This is a genomic window from Desulforhopalus sp. IMCC35007 (assembly GCF_005116575.1).
Classification (GTDB): domain Bacteria; phylum Desulfobacterota; class Desulfobulbia; order Desulfobulbales; family Desulfocapsaceae; genus Desulforhopalus_A.
This window is the reverse complement of sequence record NZ_SWCN01000047.1, coordinates 1-19734: the sequence shown is the minus strand read 5'-3', so window position 1 is coordinate 19734 and position 19734 is coordinate 1. Positions and strand designations below refer to the sequence as shown.

Annotated in this window: 16 protein-coding genes and 2 pseudogenes; 2 read left to right on the top strand and 16 right to left on the bottom strand. The window is 45.7% G+C overall.

Annotated elements, in window-relative coordinates; translation table 11 throughout:
• Positions 1–1357 precede the first annotated feature (1357 nt).
• Both FCL48_RS24305 and FCL48_RS24300 read right to left on the bottom strand, forming a co-directional pair.
• On the bottom strand, positions 1358–2647 hold the full coding sequence (locus FCL48_RS24305; RefSeq protein ID WP_136876634.1) for an acetyl-CoA C-acetyltransferase: 1290 nt from the start codon (positions 2645–2647) through the stop codon (positions 1358–1360).
• A 36-nt stretch (positions 2648–2683) separates the two neighbouring features.
• Positions 2684–3478 (bottom strand): SDR family NAD(P)-dependent oxidoreductase, encoded by a 795-nt coding sequence (locus FCL48_RS24300; protein WP_136876632.1) that lies wholly within the window; start codon positions 3476–3478, stop codon positions 2684–2686.
• 302 nt (positions 3479–3780) lie between these two features.
• Between FCL48_RS24300 and FCL48_RS24295 the strand changes: the two are divergent.
• A pseudogene (locus tag FCL48_RS24295) lies at positions 3781–5367 on the top strand (acyl CoA:acetate/3-ketoacid CoA transferase); the annotation flags it as partial.
• A 17-nt stretch (positions 5368–5384) separates the two neighbouring features.
• Here the strand turns inward: FCL48_RS24295 and FCL48_RS24290 are convergent.
• The 4 genes from FCL48_RS24290 to FCL48_RS24275 form a co-directional block, all read right to left on the bottom strand.
• On the bottom strand, positions 5385–6818 hold the full coding sequence (locus tag FCL48_RS24290) for a sigma-54-dependent Fis family transcriptional regulator (protein ID WP_136876628.1): 1434 nt from the start codon (positions 6816–6818) through the stop codon (positions 5385–5387).
• Positions 6819–7364: 546 nt separating this feature from the next.
• Positions 7365–8705 (bottom strand): TRAP transporter large permease subunit, encoded by a 1341-nt coding sequence (locus FCL48_RS24285; protein WP_136876626.1) that lies wholly within the window; start codon positions 8703–8705, stop codon positions 7365–7367.
• A 33-nt stretch (positions 8706–8738) separates the two neighbouring features.
• Positions 8739–9236 (bottom strand): TRAP transporter small permease subunit, encoded by a 498-nt coding sequence (locus FCL48_RS24280; protein WP_136876624.1) that lies wholly within the window; start codon positions 9234–9236, stop codon positions 8739–8741.
• Between the two features lie 86 nt (positions 9237–9322).
• Positions 9323–10477, bottom strand: a complete 1155-nt coding sequence (locus tag FCL48_RS24275) for a TRAP transporter substrate-binding protein (protein WP_136876622.1) — start codon at positions 10475–10477, stop codon at positions 9323–9325.
• A gap of 851 nt (positions 10478–11328) precedes the next feature.
• Here FCL48_RS24275 and FCL48_RS26040 point away from each other — a divergent pair.
• The gene (locus FCL48_RS26040; RefSeq protein ID WP_371418696.1) at positions 11329–11526 is read left to right on the top strand and encodes a hypothetical protein; all 198 of its coding nucleotides are present in this window, start codon (positions 11329–11331) and stop codon (positions 11524–11526) included.
• Here the strand turns inward: FCL48_RS26040 and FCL48_RS25590 are convergent.
• From FCL48_RS25590 to FCL48_RS25300, 10 genes and pseudogenes are all read right to left on the bottom strand, one after another.
• Positions 11474–11791 carry a hypothetical protein gene (locus FCL48_RS25590; protein WP_240744968.1) on the bottom strand — a complete coding sequence of 106 codons (318 nt, stop codon included), beginning with the start codon at positions 11789–11791 and terminating at the stop codon, positions 11474–11476. The genes FCL48_RS26040 and FCL48_RS25590 overlap by 53 nt on opposite strands.
• Before the next feature lie 54 nt (positions 11792–11845).
• Positions 11846–12149: pseudogene (locus FCL48_RS25310) on the bottom strand (ornithine cyclodeaminase family protein); the annotation flags it as partial.
• Between the two features lie 406 nt (positions 12150–12555).
• Positions 12556–13278: an amino acid ABC transporter ATP-binding protein gene (locus FCL48_RS24265; protein ID WP_136876620.1), complete on the bottom strand. Its 723-nt coding sequence runs from the start codon at positions 13276–13278 to the stop codon at positions 12556–12558.
• 31 nt (positions 13279–13309) lie between these two features.
• Complete coding sequence (locus tag FCL48_RS24260; protein WP_136876618.1) at positions 13310–13978, bottom strand: amino acid ABC transporter permease; 669 nt, start codon at positions 13976–13978, stop codon at positions 13310–13312.
• Positions 13979–13981: 3 nt separating this feature from the next.
• Positions 13982–14647, bottom strand: a complete 666-nt coding sequence (locus tag FCL48_RS24255; protein ID WP_136876616.1) for an amino acid ABC transporter permease — start codon at positions 14645–14647, stop codon at positions 13982–13984.
• Positions 14648–14727: 80 nt separating this feature from the next.
• Entirely contained in the window at positions 14728–15525 is a 798-nt protein-coding gene (locus tag FCL48_RS24250) for an ABC transporter substrate-binding protein (protein WP_136876614.1), read from the bottom strand.
• 81 nt (positions 15526–15606) lie between these two features.
• The gene (locus FCL48_RS24245; protein WP_136876612.1) at positions 15607–16626 is read right to left on the bottom strand and encodes a D-cysteine desulfhydrase family protein; all 1020 of its coding nucleotides are present in this window, start codon (positions 16624–16626) and stop codon (positions 15607–15609) included.
• A gap of 397 nt (positions 16627–17023) precedes the next feature.
• Positions 17024–18160 (bottom strand): aminotransferase class I/II-fold pyridoxal phosphate-dependent enzyme, encoded by a 1137-nt coding sequence (locus FCL48_RS24240; RefSeq protein WP_136876610.1) that lies wholly within the window; start codon positions 18158–18160, stop codon positions 17024–17026.
• Complete coding sequence (locus FCL48_RS25585) at positions 18160–18477, bottom strand: hypothetical protein (protein WP_240744964.1); 318 nt, start codon at positions 18475–18477, stop codon at positions 18160–18162. Before FCL48_RS25585 ends, FCL48_RS24240 begins: the two co-directional genes overlap by 1 nt.
• A 79-nt stretch (positions 18478–18556) precedes the next feature.
• On the bottom strand, positions 18557–18835 hold the full coding sequence (locus FCL48_RS25300) for a hypothetical protein (RefSeq protein ID WP_240744962.1): 279 nt from the start codon (positions 18833–18835) through the stop codon (positions 18557–18559).
• Positions 18836–19734 lie beyond the last annotated feature (899 nt).

Here is a 19734-nt window from a genome sequence, read left to right as displayed (position 1 = left end):
TGAGAATGGGCCCCAACTGGATGTTCGTCGGAAGAGTTGGCTTTTGCTGAAGCGGATTATTACAAGGATGCCAAATTAATCTTTGTAAATGAGCAAATGAGGCGAAAACTATCTTGACACCTACCGATATCACATAAAATAATTTGTTCATAAATTTTCTCCTGTGAGATTTTAATTTGATAGTTAGCGCTGCAAATCACCGATTTATTCGGTGCATTTTCTGGTTGGAAAAAAGTGAAGCACAATCGATCTCTCTTGCTCTCCAGCTACACAATATTTCCCATAGAAGCCTTTGCAAGGCCGATGATGAAGGGAAAAATATAAGATACTCTCTGTAAATATTGTAGCACCTTCTTGTGTTCTCAGGTGCTGCAATGGAAATAAACAGTCAGACAACGATATATCACCCCAGAAATCCGCAAGAATCACCACTCTGGCAACTGCTGAATTCGAACTTTGCTGCGTTGAATCCTGTTTCGCACCGGCAATATGCCTTCAGTATACCAAAGAATATTAGAAATTCTTTCTTTATAGCGGGAAATTGCGTGGGAAACTGAGCCAGTGTGCCTCAAAAAGTATCCCAAAACTTCTGAGAACGGTATTGGGCCAACAGCACGGGCTCCCCGGTATTGTCATGTAAATCCAGACTTTCACCGCGAAAAGCATACTGTTGTAGATTACCCACGTTGGCATTTCCACCGGCATGCACTGGTGGCAGATGGCCTGTTTTTGGACAGCGGATATTTTTACGTCCTGCCCAGGGTGGATATTCGGGGCTGTGCCGAAGTTTTTAGTGCCTTAGAGATCTGTTGATCTTGTTAAGGAACTTATCCCGGGCCGGGTCTGGGCATGTGTCTTGAAAATGCGCACAAAAGAAGGGTTGATCGATGAGGCATTCATCGAGATGATCATCAAATGGCGTCACAACTCCAGTTTTTCGTGAAGTAGAAATTTTCATTTGGTGACTGAACTTATCCCATGTTTTTTTGGGCAGGGTTCATCATCAGGTACGGATAAAGCCGGAGGATAAGAAGGGGGTAGAAAACCTGTCACAGATAAGCGACCAGTGGGAGACTTCGATAAATTATCCGTAACACATTTGCGAATTCCAAGATCAAATACGTCAGAGGACGGAAACCATGCTGTACAGCTTTGAAGAAGAGCCATTGAAAGAATAAAAAGAATTCTCAGGTCTTTGACCCTCTGGAGTTCATAGCTGCCATTACCCGGCGTATACGTTTTGAGTAATCATCAAGTTACAGCCTGCTTCCTGCCTGCAGGCTGTAAATCGCTCCTATAGAATCAGCAAGGCGTTCCATTGTTTTCTGAGAACAGAAAATTGCCTTGTACCAGAAATTTAGCCGGAAACATTTTCAAGTACCATAGCCATGCCCTGACCACCACCAATACAAAGAGAAGCAAGACCCATCGCCTGATTTTCTCGTTTCATCTGACTCATAAGAGTAAGCAGAATTCGGGCACCGGTACAGCCGATTGGGTGACCTAAAGAAATCCCACTTCCAAGTACATTCGTTTTCTCTATATCGCATCCCAACTCACGCATACAGGCAATGGCCTGAGCTGCAAAGGCCTCATTGAGTTCAATACTGTCAAAGTCGTTGATAGAGAGGTTGTGTTTGTGCAGAATCTTGCGGACGGCAGGAATTGGCCCCAGCCCCATATAGGCCGGATCAAGGCCTGCGGAGGAATGGGCCTTGATTTTGACCAGCACCTTTAATCCAAGCTCGTTTGCCCTGTCCGCAGACATAATGAGCAAGGCCGCTGCCGCATCATTGAGACCTGAGGCGTTTCCGGCAGTGACAGTGCCATCTTTTTTGAAAGCCGGTCGCAGTTTACCCATTTTTTCGACACTGGTTTCCATGGGCCGCTCATCTATGGCAAAACTGAGTGGTTCGCCTTTACGCTGGGGTATGAGCACCGGTACAATCTCATCTGTGAAAAACCCTTTCGCAATGGCTGCGATGGCACGTTGGTGGCTCAGGGCGCCTAATTCGTCCTGTTCTCCGCGGGAGATACCATATCTCTCAGCGATGTTTTCCGCGGTCATTCCCATGTGGTAGCCATAGAACATCTCATACAGCCCGTCGTAGACCATAAGATCGACCATCTGGCCGTCGCCCATACGCTGGCCCCAGCGTGCGGCGGGCAGGGCGTATGGCACAAGGCTCATATTTTCCATACCTCCGGCAATAATAACATCGGCATCGCCGCAGCGGATCGCCTGGACCGCAAGAGCCACAGCCTCCATCCCAGAAGCACAGAGCTTGTTGATGGAGGTCGCACTGGTCTCCTTTGGAATTCCCGCCCTGATCATTGCCTGCCGGGCAACATTCTGCCCCTGGCCGGCACCAAGGACATTGCCCATGATCACCTGGTCTATCTCAACAGGCTGTAGATTGCTGTCATAGTCACAATATTTTCGCTCAAGCTCAAGCTGTCCAGCATCACGGATACTGTCTGCACCAAATTTGATACACTGGTCACTGGCAACCGGCCGCAACCCGGACTTTTGCAGGGTTCCCTTTAACACTGCGGCCCCGAGATCCACAACTGGAGTGGATTTCAGGGTGCCGCCATATGCTCCGATGGCAGTCCTGCTGCCATTTACAATCACAACATCTTTCATTTTTTTCTCCATGTAAGAAATGCTTTACCCAACAAATTACCCTTTGGAACCAAGTCGCAGGCCGCCGTGGATGAATACGGTTTCACCAGCCATAGCTTCGTTTCTGTAGAGTTCCAGTACCAGAGAAATTACCTCTTCGGGGTCTATCAATCTACCAATAGGCACCTGTTCAATTATTTTCCCTATCACCTTTTCGTCGATATTTTTAACCATAGGTGTGCCGACATAACCTGGCGCCACTGCCATACATCGGATTTTATCGGCGATATTACGTCTGAAAAATTCGGCGGTCAGCACTTTTGGCATTACTGCCATGGCTGCCTTGGAAGATGAGTAATTAATCTGACCAGCTGTTCCCAGTGATCCAGTAGAAGAGACGAGGCAGATTAATCCTTTGCAGTCGTGATTTATCATCTGTTCAACGCACTCCCGTACTGTGAGAAAAACTCCGGTCAGGTTGATGTCAATGACCCTCTGAAACTGTTCAAGAGACATTTTTCCGGTAACTTTGCCGGTCTGGCGATCAGTTTTGATCATCAAACCATCTCCTGTTATGCCGGCAAAGGGGGCGACCATGTTGATGGCACCAAATTTCTCAATGGCATAGTGTGCAAGTGCAGCACAGTCTTCCTCCTTCGTCACGTCAGTGACAATGGAGGTGACTTGATCGCTTATCTCTCTGAGTTCCATTGCCGTTGCCTGGAGAGCCTCTTGTTGAATATCTGCAATGACTACCTTGCCACCTTCTTTGAGCCAGTACTCGGCCAGAGTCTTACCTATACCACCACTTCCACCGGTAATAACGGCCACGGATTCTTTTATCGTCAGCATTTTTTAACCTTAAGTAATGTCGTAAAAATCAAAACGTTCAAGATTTTCTCGGGATGAAAACGTAATTATCCTGAGGGCATATTCTACTAAGACCTGTGGCATTGCAATCTTTACGCCATCTGCTCCTTATCCCCGTTGTACATATTACCGTTTTTTCTGCTCTATCCTGCTTTCGGCATACTTATTGCTCATAAGGTGTTGGAATAAGCGCATCGCACATCTGTATCGTATTGCTCTGTGACTCCTCAGTCATGAACAGCAGACAGACTGTCGAATAATATTAGAAAACACCGGGACGACGAATGAAGATCAAGCAGGTTCAAAGCCAGCCAAGAAAATTAAATAGAGATAAAGTCGTTTCTGCAGCCGCCGCCGTTGCAGTCATAAGAAATGGAGACACAATAGCCACCGGAGGTTTTGTAGGAACAGGCTTTGCTGAACAGTTGACAATTGCCCTTGAACAGCGGTTTCTTGAAACCAGCGAACCCCGTGATTTGAGTCTTATCTATGCCGCCGGTCAGGGGGACGGAAAGATGAGGGGGCTGAACCATCTCGGCCACGAAGGGATGATTGCCCGGGTTATTGGTGGCCATTGGGGATTGGTTCCGAAACTGCAAAAACTGGCGGTTGAGAACAAGATTGTTGCCTACAACCTGCCACAGGGTATTATTTCTACTATGTTCAGGGATATAGCTGCCAAAAAGCCCCGAACCATCAGTGCCGTAGGTCTTGGCACCTTTGTTGATCCACGAAATGGCGGAGGTAAAATAAACGCCGTCACCACAGAGGATCTGGTTGAGTTGATTTACTTTGATGGAGAAGAATATCTCTCCTACAAAACTCTGCCAGTAGATATAGCGCTTCTGCGTGGCACCACCGCTGACCCGGCCGGAAATGTGACCATGGAGAAAGAAGCACTGACTCTTGAGGTGCTGGCAATAGCCATGGCTGCCCGGAACTCAGGTGGAAAAATAATAGTTCAGGTCGAGCGTATCGCAGATATTGGAACCTTGAACCCGCGTCAGGTCAAGATACCGGGGATATTTGTTGACTATGTCGTCGTCTCGGAGCCGGAAAATCATTGGCAGACATTTGGTGTGCAGTACAATCCTGCCTACAGCGGTGAGATTAAAGTACCCGTGAAATCATTGCGGCCCATGGCCATTGGCCCGCGAAAAGTGATTGCCAGGCGTGCGGCGTTTGAACTTACATCAGGTGATATCGTGAACCTTGGTATTGGCATGCCTGAAGGGGTTTCGGACGTTGCAAATGAAGAAGGAGTGATCGAGCAGATTGTTATGACCGCAGAGCCAGGCGTTATTGGCGGAATCCCCGCGGGAGGACTCAGCTTTGGTGCCGCCACGAATACCGAGGCAATCATTGATCAGCCCTATCAGTTTGATTTCTATGATGGTGGCGGTCTCGATATCACTTTTCTCGGTATGGCCCAGGCAGATATGGCAGGAAATGTGAATGTCAGTAAGTTCGGCAGTAATCTGGCAGGGGCGGGTGGTTTTATCAATATCAGCCAAAACGCTCAAAAGGTTATTTTCCTTGGCACATTTACCGCTGGTGGTTTGAAGGTGACTGTGGCGGACGGTCAATTGCAGATCGACCAGGAGGGCACAGCAAGGAAATTTGTTAAGGGAACGGTGGAACATGTTACCTTTAGTGGCACTTATGCGGTTAAAAGAGAGCAGAAGGTCGTTTATATTACTGAGCGTTGCGTTTTTGTGCTTACCGAAGAGGGCCTTGAACTCACAGAAATTGCGCCCGGAATAGATCTGCAGAAGGATGTTCTTGACCACATGGATTTCACCCCTGTTATCAGGAACCCTCCTCGCCTTATGGACAGCAGGATCTTCTTCCCAGAGGCCATGGGAATACAGCTGTAGTCCATGGTTGACTAGCTGGGAATGAGAGAAATATTGTACTTGGCAATCTTCTTATACAGCAGTGTTCGATGGATACCCAGCAGTTCTGCCGTTTTGATTTTATGGTAGCCGGTCATCTTTAACGCGTCTTTGATTGCAAGCTTTTCCGCCCTGGCGACCACTTCTTTGAGCAGTGAACTCTGGCCTGTGCCTTTCGTCTCCTTGTCCCGGTGCAGGTAGAATGGCAGATCGGCCGGAGTAATCTGATCGCCGGCCAGGGTCGCCATGGTTCTCATTATAACATTCTTTAACTCCCGCACGTTTCCTGGCCAGGTATGCTTGTTGAGCAGAGTTATGGCTGCTGGTGTTAAGGTCGCCGGCGGCTGCGATGTTTTGCAGGCAATTTTTTGCAATAGATAGTTTGCCAGACAGACAACATCGTCCGCCCTTTCTCTCAATGGCGGAACGTGTAAGGCCACCACATTTAATCTGTAAAAAAGATCCGCTCTGAATTCGCCTCGCGCAACCATCCCCTCCAGGTCCTGATTGCTCGCAGCAATGAGTCTGAAGTCGGAATGGATAAGTCTGTTGCCGCCCACCCGTTCAAATTCTTTTTCCTCCAGAGCGCGAAGCAGTTTAGGCTGCATCTCAAGGGGGAGATCCCCGATTTCGTCGAGAAAAAGTGAACCTGAATCAGCCAGTTCAAACTTGCCGGGTTTACCTGTTGATTTTGCTCCAGTGAAGGCCCCTTTACTATAACCAAACAGTTCAGCCTCCAGCAAATCCTTTGGTATGGCCGCACAGTTCAGTTGGACGAAGGGTTGTACCCTGCGCGGACTGGCGTTGTGGATAGATTGTGCAAAGAGTTCCTTGCCGGTGCCAGATTCCCCGGATATCAACACAGAGAGGTCGGTTACCGCGGCTTGCAAGGCTTCTTTTTTGAGACGAAGGAGTGGTTTGCTTTCGCCGATGATGCTGTCAAAAGAGTACCGGGTTGAACGCATTGAGTTGAGTTGCTTCTGGTATAATTTAACCTGTGACTCAAGCTCTGAGAGTTTTTTTGCGAGACGACTGAGCTCGTTAATATTTTTAAAAATAACCAGACCAAAGACGGCAATCACCTTACCATTCTCCTTGATGGGAATTCGCTGGACCACCATATTCTCGCCACGTATTGATTGACTGGCATTGATTTCTGCCTGACCTGTCTTTGCAACGATATGCATCCGGGTGTTTTCCACCACGTCCTTTATATGTTTGCCTATTTGTTCTGAGGGAACAACACCAAGGAATCTGCCATAGGGTTCATTGAAGTGGGTAATTATGCCCTCTGCATCAGTTACACAGGCACCGGCATGAATCTGATTGAAAATAAGTTGCAGAGACTCGAGCTGTTGGCTTTTGGTCAGGAGATTCTGTTGTTGGAACAACAGACTCTTTGGAGAGGATGATATCTGGTTTGTCATGGCCTTGTGTATCATATTGTCTACATGTATTTAAAATGATACATAGATATACTCTGTTTGAGGAGAAATAGACAGCTGAAATTATTACTCAGTTGTAAAAAAAATCATTATTGAACCAACCCCAAAATTTCATGAACAATCTGTTCTTATTTCTATATGTAAAATAATATCATTTGGTAAAGCTTGGTTATCTGTGAATGCTGTCGGGTACAGTTTGTACCGAAAGACCACTTGCGCTCAAATTCTCTTTTCACCCTGCAGACAGATGAAATATTGGGGCTAAAGTGATTGGTCCAGGCGAAAGGGCTTTTGGGTATGGACTGGCTGAGGATGTTCTGTCGCCTGTCAGTTGCGAAGGCGTGAACCAGAACTTCAAGACATCATGGCGATTGTATTGAACCAGGCTGGGGAAGGATACTTGAAAACTGTGTGTCGGATGGCTGAGGAAAACTAAGGAAGACAGAAGAAGAAAGGAGATAGTTACTCGTCACTTAGGTTGGATATGACGAGTGACTATCTCCTTGTTCACGCAGAGTTACAATATGACTATCTACCGAAGAAAAGCTCAGGAAGATAGGTGATAATCTGTGGGAAGACTACGAGCATCGCGAGCCCCAAGATCTGTATAGCGACGAAGGGCAGTATTCCTTTGTATACATCGCCCATGGAGTATTCCGCTGGTGCTACACCCTTGAAATAGAAGAGCGAATATCCAAAAGGAGGGGTCAGAAACGAGGTCTGCAGGTTAATACAAACCATCATGGCAAACCAGAGCGGATTGAAGTCAAGATCCATTGCAATGGGGGTGAAAATCGGTACCACGACCAGTAATATCGCGGCCCAGTCGATAAACATACCCATGAAGAAAACAACCGCCATCATAATTGTGAAGACAACGTAGGGATTGACATCCATTCCTAATAGTACATCAGCTACAACATCACCTCCTCCCATGCTCAAAAAGACCACGGAGAAGAATTTACCACCGATGAACAGAGCCATGATCATGGCCGTGGTTTGAGCGGTAGATACGCAGGCCAGGGTAATGACCTCCCAGGTCAGTTTACGGGTTGCGGCAGCGAGGGCTAAGGCACCTACACAGCCAAGAGCAGCCGCTTCAGTCGGAGTGGCAATTCCGGCTAAAATTGTTCCCATAACGGTAAGAATTAGACCAAAGGGGGGCACAAAATTCTTCAAGGTCATGACCGTCTTTTCCCAGACGGTTGCAGTACGGTCGGCCGCTGGGATCGGTGGACCGATCTTGGGATTGAAATAACAGCGAATGCCAACATACAACAGATATAGACCTGATAACAACAGACCAGGCAGGATGGCCGCGGCAAAAAGATTACCGACAGAGGTCTCTTTCTGACCTGTCAGTCCACCATAGACCACAAGCATTATAGATGGTGGAATGAGGATGCCAAGCGTACCCGAGGAGCAGATAATACCAGCAGAGAGAGATCTGTCGTAACCGCGCTTGAGTAGAGCTGGGCCTGCCATCAGACCCATGGCGACAACCGAGGCGCCAACGATTCCGGTTGTTGCGGCAAAAACTGTTGAAACAACAATGACTGCCATTCCCAAGCCGCCTCGTAGTCCACCAAGAACGATATAGAGGGCTTCGAAAAGTCCCTCTGAGACCTTGGATCGATCAAGGATCTGGGCCATAAAAATAAACAGGGGGATGGCAACCAGGGTATAATTAAGAAATACTCCCCAGGCATTGTTGGCAAAGAGGCCAATCAGGGCGGGGACATCGAAGCCGTTAGTCAGCAGGCCGAAAAAAGTGGCAACTGCAGCAAGTGTTATCGCTAATGGGTGTCCAAAAGCAATGGAACCCATCAGGGTTGCGAACATGAGTATTGTGATGACTTCTACGCTCATTGGTGTCTTTTCTCCAGGATCAAAAGGCAGGGATTAATGAATTTCTTTCAGCGAACGGATATCTTGGATGAGTTTAGCGATCCCTTGCAGTAACAGTAAGATAAAACCAATCGCCATGATTGTTTTGTATGGGTAGAGAGCAGGTGCCCAGGAGCTTGAAGCATGTTCCCACTGCCGCCATGAGAAGAAAGCCAGTTGGCTGGTATAAAAAGTCAGCAGACCAATTGCCGGAAGAAACAGGACCACGTTGGTACAAATACGTAAAATCGTTCGCGATCTCTCTGACAGGCGAGATTCGAAGACATCGATTGCAACGTGAGTGTTGTGTTTGTGGGCATATCCTAAGGCAATACTGTAATGAACACCGTAAAGGAAAACAGTCATTTCAAAGGCCCAGGATGTCGGCGCATTAAAGCCATAGCGCATCATGACCTCCCAGCCTACTACGGCAATGAGTGGCAATACCAGATACGACCCGTAAAATCCGATCTTTTCGTTGAGAGTGTCGATCGCACTATCTAACTTCATCATAAAAACCTCATTCTATAACATACATGGTGGCTTGTGCAGGATAGTGATAAAAAATGCGGGGACCCCAAGATCCCCGCATGGTTTTTCTACTGTCGATGTTGACCTTTGATAAATTGCTCATGCGGCCAGGGTACTATGCCACCACGTTCTTTACGCCAGTCGGCAAAGAAGGCTTTGAACTCATCTTGACTATCAAGAACTTTTTTGACGTCAGGATATTTTGCCTTCAGGCTTTCCAGGTAGTCGTGCGACGCTGTGGCGAATTCATTGATAGTCTCATCGTCCATTGTGACAAATTCAACTTTTTCTTTGAATAGTTTAACTGCCTCGGCGTTAAGGTTTTCCTGCCAGGCTGTTGACCAGAGCTGGGTTTCCTTGGCGGCGATATCAATAATCCACTTCAGATCAGCAGGAAGTTTTGCATAAGAATCTTTATTGATGAAAAATGCACTCTGGCAAGATGGTTGATGCACACCAGGCTGGATAACATATTTAGTGATGTCATCAAAACCCATTGGGTAGTTCATTGCCGGGCTGCTGAATTCGGCAGCATCAATGACACCACGCTCAAGCGCAAGATACACTTCGCCACCGGGCAGTGGGGTAACGCTGGCACCAAGATTGGTCAGAATATCCATATACCAGCCAGCTGTTCGAACACGCATACCTTTGAAATCGGCTATGGTGCTGGCTTTTTTATTGGAGAATAAACCAAGCTCCTGTCCGGTATTGCCACCGGGCAGGGCGAACAGGTTATATCGACCATAGAGTTCCTGCATCATTTCCAGGCCGCCACGTTCATAGAGCCAGATGTTGTAGCCTTCCGTATCCAGTCCCATGGGCACTGAAGCGAAAGCGACAAATGCCTCATTCTTACCTTTCCAGTAACCTGGCCAGTCATGACCTATATCGGCTTGACCTTTTGAAACTGCATCAAAGCTCTCCATGGCACCAACCAGCTCACCGGCAGAAAAAAGTTTGATTTCCAGGCGACCACCTGAGGCAAGAGCGACAGAATCAGCAAAATGCTGAGCCATATCATAGAACAATAATCCTTTAGACCAGGGCATAACCATCTTCCATTTAAATTCTTCTGTGGAGGGTTTGATGGTTCGGAGTTCTTTTTTAACCTCATCATGGCGTTTGTCAGCGCCAAATTTTTCTCGTGCTGAAAAGGCGTTAGGTGCAATGGTCAAGGTTGAGATCAACGCTAGACCGACAAGTAATCTAAACTTTTTCATTCTTTCCTCCCTACATGGGTTGATTGGTTAGACGATGGGGGAGCCCCGTGCTTCGATGCTACAGATCGCCGTTTCTATGTTACATAAACTCTCTGCATGTATCGTGCCGAAATGAGCGTTGCTCCTGTTTGGCTGTTTCCATTTACTGGCAGAGCTGTTCCTGGATTTTCGAAGTCCTTAATCCATCCATAGATTGAGACTTGTGGCATAGAGTGGACCCTTTGGGCAAGATAAAAGTTCACTGAGTTTAAGTTACACATTCAACTTCAAACACAGCTGGTCGGCGCTGCCCCGGTTTAGCTTCGGCGCGTGGGTATTTATCAACGAGCTACACTACCTCGTCGTATATTGCAGTGAATCAAAATCTGAAATATATGCCCTGGAAATGAATTTCTACAGGAAGAACAGCCCTGACCCGGCAGGTCGGAAGGTAGAGCATCTCGGAAAACTGTACAAGGCGCGCGCCACAAGGTTTGAATGTGCTCAGGATATGGAATCTTCCGTGAGGGTTGGTCTAACATTTGCCGTTATGCAGATACCCAAACGGAGATAGTGAACCGGATCAGAAACCTTGGCTATGGAATGGTGTCTTTGTGCTCGCTGTCTCATATAAAAGGTACCCTTGGCCAGTTTTACATGTATGGACCTGAACTGGATCATCAACCCTTACGTGGTCTCCTTTGCCAGCAGCATCGAGACAGTAGAATTCTGGCTCATCCAGTTGATCAAACCAGCTTGAGCATAAAAATATCGGCACTGTAAACCGAAGTAGTCATCAATCTGCTGGACAATATCACATAGAATAATTTGTTGATAAATTTGTCTCCTGTGAGATTTTAATTTGAAACTTAATGCTGCAAATCAACGGCGGTAAAAAAGCGATACGAGGAACGGAAGTCGCTTTTTTCCGTCCGGGTGAATTGACCTTTTTAGACGGTAGTTATCAATTTTTGTTGAAAGAAAACCTGGCACTTAGGAAAGGTGGTAGCGTTGTCATTACTTATTCCTTGTTTCGTTATATTGTTGATGTGCCTTCACAACGAACTTAGCCACCTGAATATCCTGTACTGCAACCCCAGTCAGGTCTGCGATTGTGATCTGATCCTCATGTGTCCGCCCTTTCTCAGGAAACTGAATAATATCAAATATTTCGAGTATGGCATTTTCATTAATCTGATTATCTTGGATAGCCATATAACACTCACCGTGATTGACACACTGAGAAAGGCTATCTGCAACAACGCGGTCTGCCTTCGCCAAAAGCTCGGAAGCCAACTCCTGCTTCCCGCAATCATCCACCCCCATACCAGACATTTATCGCAGTCAACAACATCCCGTAACAGTTCCAGTTGCATCCTCGCCTGCACACCGGATCCGAAGATTCCAATGGTATCTATCTTCCGATTCGCCAGATGCTTCGCGGCAGCTGCCCTGCGGCGGCAGTGCGAATATCGGTCAGCCAGCCTTCATCGAGTAAAATGTACTCAACCCCACCCGACTGGCGACTAAATACGAGAATTACACCATTGTTGACGGGGAGGTTGAGCTCAGCGTTATTATAGAAAGCCGAAGCTACTTTAAGAACATAATACTCGTCACCATTGATGTATCCGTATTTGATATGGACATCGCCCGGCGGCTCATCAACATGGAGATAACCCACTGGTGGCACTTCAGTCCAGCCTTTGGAATAATAAATGAAACCGTCCTCAATCACCCGGATCAACTGCGGAATATCAAAAAATCTTTTATTTCTTCAAGTGTCAGTACGGCTTTCAATGACAAGTGTCCAGTCTACATTTGGGCTTCAGCTAGGCATTTTTAAATTTGGTGCTGAAGCTCATTTAAATTTTGCGCGTAATAACATGATTATCAGCGGTTTATCCAGTGCATTATTGTGTTAATTAAAATATCCAAGAAGAGTCAAAAGCCGACTTGCCCCCTTTAATGACCCCTTTAATTATCAGTTATATTTTTCAATTGGTCATAAGAGCCCGTCGTTATTTCAATGGAATTCATTCCGAGGATTGCTAAGAGATTGTATCTATTGCTTTGCTTTCTTGGGCGATGAGCTGGTGTCAGGGTAATATTTTATTGAGGAACTGGCGGGTACGGTCATGTTCGGGGTTGGTAAAAAAAGTCGCGGGACTGTTACGTTCTACAATCGCCCCATCATCCATAAAAACGATAGAGTCGCCTACTTCCTTTGCAAAACCCATTTCATGGGTGACGACAACCATAGTCATTCCATCTTTTGCAAGTTTGACCATTACCTCCAGCACCTCATTAATCATCTCCGGGTCAAGAGCTGATGTAGGCTCGTCAAAAAGCATTATTTTGGGGTTCATAGCCAGCCCTCTTGCAATAGCAACACGCTGTTGCTGTCCCCCGGAGAGCTGAACAGGATAGGCGTGAGCCTTCTCCTCAATACCGACCTTGACAAGAAGCTCGCGGGCAAGTTCTTTTGCCTGGTTCATATCCATCTTTTTCACCTTGGTAGGGGCAAGGGTAATGTTGTCGATCACGCTCATGTGGGGATAGAGATTAAACTGTTGAAAAACAAAGCCTATTTCAGCTCTCAGCTCGGTCAGTTTATTTTTGCCGTGAACGGCTGTGCCATCAACAAAGATTTCTCCTGACTGAATCTTTTCCAGCCTGTTAATGCAGCGGATCAGCGTCGACTTGCCAGAACCACTCGGTCCACAGATGACTGCGACCTTACCCTCTGGCACTTCAAGATCAATATCTTTCAAGACATGATGGGAGCCAAACCATTTATTAACATTATCAAATTTTATCATACAATTTCTTTTAGTTATTGCTGTTTGGTTGCTATAGACTACTACTTTGTATAGTGAATTTCCGCTCAAGGTGGTTGGCAAGGAGGATCATGGGATAACAGGTCACAAAATAAAAAATGCCAACCAGGCCAAAAACAAGGATACCATCCGGAATACGCTGAACCGTCAGCCAGCCGACCCTGGTTATATCAGTTAAACCTATTACAGAAACGATCGCGGTGTCTTTCACCATAAGGACATACTGGCCAACCAGAGGCGGCAGAATGGGTCTATACGCTTGCGGTAATATAACATATCTCAATGTTTGAAAGAGGTTGAGGCCGCTTGACGTGGCTGCTTCCACCTGGCCTTTAGAAATTGTTTCCAGGGCTGAATATACAATTTCGCAGATATACGCTATGCCATAGATAGTCAAGGCCAGAACTGCTGAGGCGAAGGCCTCCAGGTTGATATTCCACTCGGGCAGGATGAAGAATATTATGAAAATCTGAACAAGAAAAGGCGTCCCTCTAATCAGGTCAACATAACCAGCGACTATATATTTAATTATTGGAATACGGAGATATTTCAAAACACCAAGAATCAGGCCGCCAATGGTCGAAGTTATCAGGCTTATCCCCGATAATTCAAGGGTGATAAACCAACCTTTGAAAAAAAACGGGAGCGAGTCGATTAAACTGTTTATATAAAATTCCTGCATTGCTTATGCCTGTGTGTAGATGAGGCGTTTCTGCCAGTAACTGGAGATCCACTTCAATATATAATAGAGAAACAAATACATTAAGGCCGCAGTAAAAAATCCTTCTGCTGGCATAAATCGCTCCGATGCGAGAAGCTGGGCAGCTCTGGTGATTTCAAGAACGGAAATAAGGGCGAGCAGAGCACTGTCTTTTACCAAGACGATCATTTGTCCTAAGAGTGCTGGAATAGTGACCCCGATGGCCTGGGGCATGACAATATAACGCAGGCGTTGAATAAAATTGAGTCCTGATGAAGTGGCTGCTTCAATCTGCCCCTGGCTGACACTCATGACCCCGGCTCGTATAATTTCTGCGATGTAGGCCCCACTGTTGACCGACAGGGCGATAATACCCGTTTCGACCTCACCGAGTCGTACGCCAAGGCTGGGCAGGCCAAAATATAAGAAAAAGAGCTGCATCAGAAGCGGGGTCGATCTGACTGCCTCCGTAAATATTATAGCAGGGATAGAAAATATTTTTACTCTTGATACTCTGGCAACACAAACGATAAGACCTATAAGCAGAGCGCCAATCAGAGAAAAAAAGCTTAAGGAAACTGTCCCCCACAAGCCTTGCATAAACAGTGGGAAATATTCTATAATTATCCTGAAATTGAAATTTTCTAACATATAACGTGATGGTCTGTTGAGATAAACAAGACAAGCCCGGAGAGTTTCTAAATGTGCTCCCCGGGTTTAGAAAAGAAAGATTAATGATCTTTCTTCCAGTCCGTAGAATTCACCCAGTAATTCATGTTTTGCTCGTATCTGCCATCAGCCTTAATCCAGTCAAAGAAAAGATTAACCCACTCCAGCAGGTGGCTGTCATCTGGGCGTACAGCAAACGAGAGAGGGTCGTATGAGAGCTTATTGGGAAATACTCTGAATGATTCGGGGGGATAGTTGCTGGTCAGAGCAAAATAGTTGCTCTCATCCACAACGGAAACGTCTGCATGGCCGTTGATAACAGCGCTCATAGCAATGTTTCCGCCGCCCTTGAACATTTTAAGGTTTGCCTTTGGCAAGACTCTTTTGGCAGTTTCTGTATAGGCTGAGCCCAGGAGTCCAGCGACTGTTATTTCCGGTTTGTTGAGTTCTTCGATAGTTGTATATGGAGAATCTGCCTTGACATACATAACCTGTGTAGAAATAACAAAAGGCTTGGTAAAAGATACCTTCAGCGCCCGCTTTAATGTTGGGGTCATATCCGCGGCAAGGATATCTGCTTTGCCTGTTAACAGAGCGGGAATCAGACCGTCCCAGTCAAAATCAAGAAACTTGACTTTAACCCCCATTTCCTCAGCCATAAGTTTACAAAACTCAACAGAACTCCCTGTTCTCTCGCCATGTTTGTCAATAAAGCTAAAAGGGGGGCCCTGGGCCTGAACGGCCACACGTAATTCACCACGTTTCATAATCTCTTCAATTGTCGACGCATTGGCACAGGTAACTATCCCCATTACAAGGGTTGCCAAAATCATGATAAACACTGATCTAAGTCTTTTCATTTCTTCTCCTTAGTGTTGAGATTGAAGTATAAACAGCACATGCTGCGATGGTTGAAATATGCTACGAAAATTGGCGATCAATTAAAAAAGGGGGGTCAGCTGATCTGCCACCGGGAAGAGGCCAAACAGCCCGCCTGTGTGAACAAAAATCACTCGTTTGCCAAAGGCCTGTTTGTTTCTGCTAATTTCACTGATCATGGCGTAATATGCTTTGCCGGTGTAAACAGGGTCAAGAACGATTCCTTCAAGCTTCGCCAGATCATAGATAGCCTGCAGTTCCTCTTTTCTCGAAAGGGCGTAACCATCTCCGACATAGCCATCGACAATACAGATGTCATCTTTTGCAACAGAGATGTCTACTTGATATGTGAGACAAAATTTTTCACAAATACGATAAATTTCGTTAACAAAGTATTCTTCATTGTCACAGACATTGACACCAACAACATTGACACCAACATCAAGCATTTTCTTGCCGAGCAAAAGACCGGCCGTGGTGCCTCCTGATCCGGTGGCTGACAGGACAGTCGTGTCTTGATTTTCATCAATCTTTAGGTTTTTCATGTCTGTCGTAATTTCATCCATCGCGAGAACATATCCCCAAGAGCCAATGTGATTGGAACCTCCCTCTGGAATGATGTAAGGTGTGCGACCCAGTTGCTGCAACCGTGAGTTTTCCTGTTCAAATCTGTCAAACCGGTTCGCATACTCTTCTGGTGTAATCCATACTATCTCGGCCCCAGCCATCTTATCGAGGAGAATGTTGCCTTCTACCTCAGGGGGGTGAGCAGGATCGGCAGTTCTGAGCAGTAATACGGATTTTAAACCACACCTTGCTGCGGCAAGAGCGGTAGCACGACAATGGTTGGATTGTGCCCCTCCACACGTTATAACCGTATCAGCCCCCTTGGCTTTGGCGTCGGCTAACAGAAATTCGAGTTTTCGTACCTTGTTACCTGACAGCTCAGAGCCTGTCAGGTCATCCCGTTTTAAATAGATCTCCACTCCGAGCTGGTGGCTTAATCGCTCAAGTTTATGAAGAGGTGTTTTGGTTCTGGCAATTTCGAGACGGGGTGGGATATTGAGTAAATTTTTTACCACTGAGAATACTCCTAAGAATGAAAAACATATTATGGTTTACGCATAATCAAATCGCAATTCACACCATAAGTAACAAATTTATTCTGATAAAAGAAGAACAAAGCGGGGTTCAAAGTCTTGGTGCGGTTTCGTACTATCCTTAAATTTCCCCCATTGAATGTTGAGCATAAAAGTATCGGCACTGTAAACTGAAGTAGTCATCAATATGCTGGACAATATCACATAGAATAATTTGTTGATAAATTTGTCTCCTGTGAGATTTTAATTTGATACTTAACGCTGCAAATCACCGACGGTAAAAAAGCAATACGAGGAACGAAAGTCGCTTTTTTCTGTCCGAGTGAACTGGTCTTCTTAGACGGTAGTTATCATTTTATGTCGAAAGAAAAACTGGCACTCATGAAAGGTATTTCTTCATATGGGCGTTAAGGACGGCAATGCCTTCATCAAGGCCTTTGCGACCGAAACCAAGACGAAAGCGGTCTGTAGGTGTTGCACTCAGTTCCGATCTGTAAATGGTACTTGGCAAAAACAAAATACCACTTTCTTCAACCAAACAACGACAAAACGTTTCCACACCCTCAGATCCTTTGTATCTGGGAAAGGCCATACAGGAGCCATCAGGGCGCTGCCAGTCGAACAGCTTTGGATAACGCTCAAAAAATCCATCCCATTTGAGTAAATTCTCATCAACAATCTGACAATTTCGCTTGAGTAGCTTCTCGCGATTGTGCAATGCAATTTCTGCTAAGCGTTCACTTGGGCCAGAGTTGCAAATGGAAAGATAGTGCTTCATTCGCTCCATCTTCGATATCACTTCCTTGTCAGCACAAGCAATCCAGCCGATTCGAAGTCCTGGCAATCCGTAGGCTTTAGACATCACATTCAAGGACAATCCCCGTTCATATTCATCAGCCACATAGGGTAGATGCTGCGTTCCGGTTTGGCCAAGGCCATGGAAAATCTCATCATGAAGAATATAAATACCATGTTTTCGGCAGAGCTCAATGAGTGCCTGATAGCGGCCAAGCGGCAAAATAGCACCGGTTGGATTATGCGGAAAATTAATCGTCACCAGCTTAGTGTTTGGACGAATCGCGTCAGCGATCCGGTCTATGTCGAGCGACCAGCCGTTATCGGGCTCTAAGGGCACACCAGTGGCTTCACAAATAGCCATCGGTAATGTTTCATGTGATTGGTAATTTGGGGTGACTACAATAGCGTGGCTGTCTTTATCGAGTATCACAGAATTGGCTGCAAATATCCCTTCACTCGCACCTGCGAAACAAAGCACTTCATTAGCGCTGCGATTGTCATAGAGCGTCGCGATGGTCTCACGTAGATTCGGTGCACCAAAGGTTTCCGTGTACCCAAGCCACATATCTTCAAAGGCTTCTCGCTCCTCTGGTGTTGCCATAGCTAATAAATCACGCATTGACATGCTTTCAGCATCTGAAGCCGTCATGTGATATTTTGCTTTGAATTCCCACTTAGAAAAGTGCGTTTCTAACCTGAAATCCGGTAGCGTTGTCATTACTTATTCCTTGTTTCGTTATATTGTTGATGTGCCTTCACAACGAACTTAGCCACCTGAATATCCTGTACTGCAACCCCAGTCAGGTCTGCGATTGTGATCTGATCCTCATGTGTCCGCCCTTTCTCAGGAAACTGAATAATATCAAATATTTCGAGTATGGAATTTTCATTAATCTGATTATCTTGGATAGCCATATAACACTCACCGTGATCGACACACTGAGAAAGGCTATCTGCAACAACACGGTCTGCATTGGCCAAAAGCTCGGAAGCCAACTCCTGCTTCCCGAAATCATCCACCCCCATACCAGACATTTATCGCAATCAACAACATCCCGTAACAGTTCCGGTTGCAACCTTGCCTGCACACCGGATCCGACGATTCCAATGGTATCTATCTTCCTATTCGCCAGATACTTCGCGGCAACTGCCCTGCGGCGGCAGTGCGAATATCGGTCAGCCAGCCTTCATCGAGTAAAATGTACTCAATCCCGTCCGACTGGCGACTAGACACGGGAATTACACCATTGTTGACGGGGAGGTTGAGCTCTGCGTTATTATAGAAAGCCGAGGCTACTTTAAGAACATAATACTCATCACCATTGATGTATCCGTATTTGATATGGACATCGCCCGGCGGCTCATCAACATGGAGAAAACCCACTGGTGGCACTTCAGTCCAGCCTTTGGAATAATAAATGAAACCGTCTTCAATCACCCGGATTAACTTCGACTATCAACAAAACCTTTTATTTCTTCAAGTGTCAGTACGGCTTTCAATGACAAGTGTCCAGTCTACATTTGGGCTTCAGCTAGGCATTTTTAAATTTGGTGCTGAAGCTCATTTAAATTTTGCGTCTAATAACATGATTATCAGCGGTTTATCCAGTGCATTATTGTGTTAAGTAAAATATCCAAGAAGAGTCAAAAGCCGACTTGACCTCTTTACAGATAACCATGAATTTTTCTTTCCCTTGCCGGGCAATATGAGTTTTGAGTAGAAACTGGGCAAAATCGGCACTATTGAATGTATTGGTATTATTCATTGTTTTCGATTTAAGGTCAATAATTTGTAATTTGTGCATCAGTTGTATAACACGGGTTATTTCGCAGAATACGACTGAAAAGAGCCTAAGGGACAGAAGAATCGGCTCAACACACCAGTAAAAGATTATTGAAATTGCAAGTTATACAACTGATGCATAACACGGATATTTGCGCATAATCTAACTAATTATATCACCGAACAATTTTTTATTGCAGAGAGTGGGATCTTGGTCTACTCTAACCAAAAAGATATGTATTTCTTGCACATACGTACTCGTAAGCTAGAGATTACCACGTAAGGTTTCGGTAAAAATGTGGTGAAGAAGGTAACGAAATATTTTCTTATAAAGGATTTGGGGGGCAAAACTTCCCCGAAAGACATCAGATGTATATTAAATGTTGTGTGTAGAAAAAAAATGAACATTGCATTCGAAATACATGATTCAACATTGAATGAAATTATAAGTGAGGGTGCATCAACGATTCTTCGTTTCAATGAGGCGATAATTCATCGTTCTGAGGGAG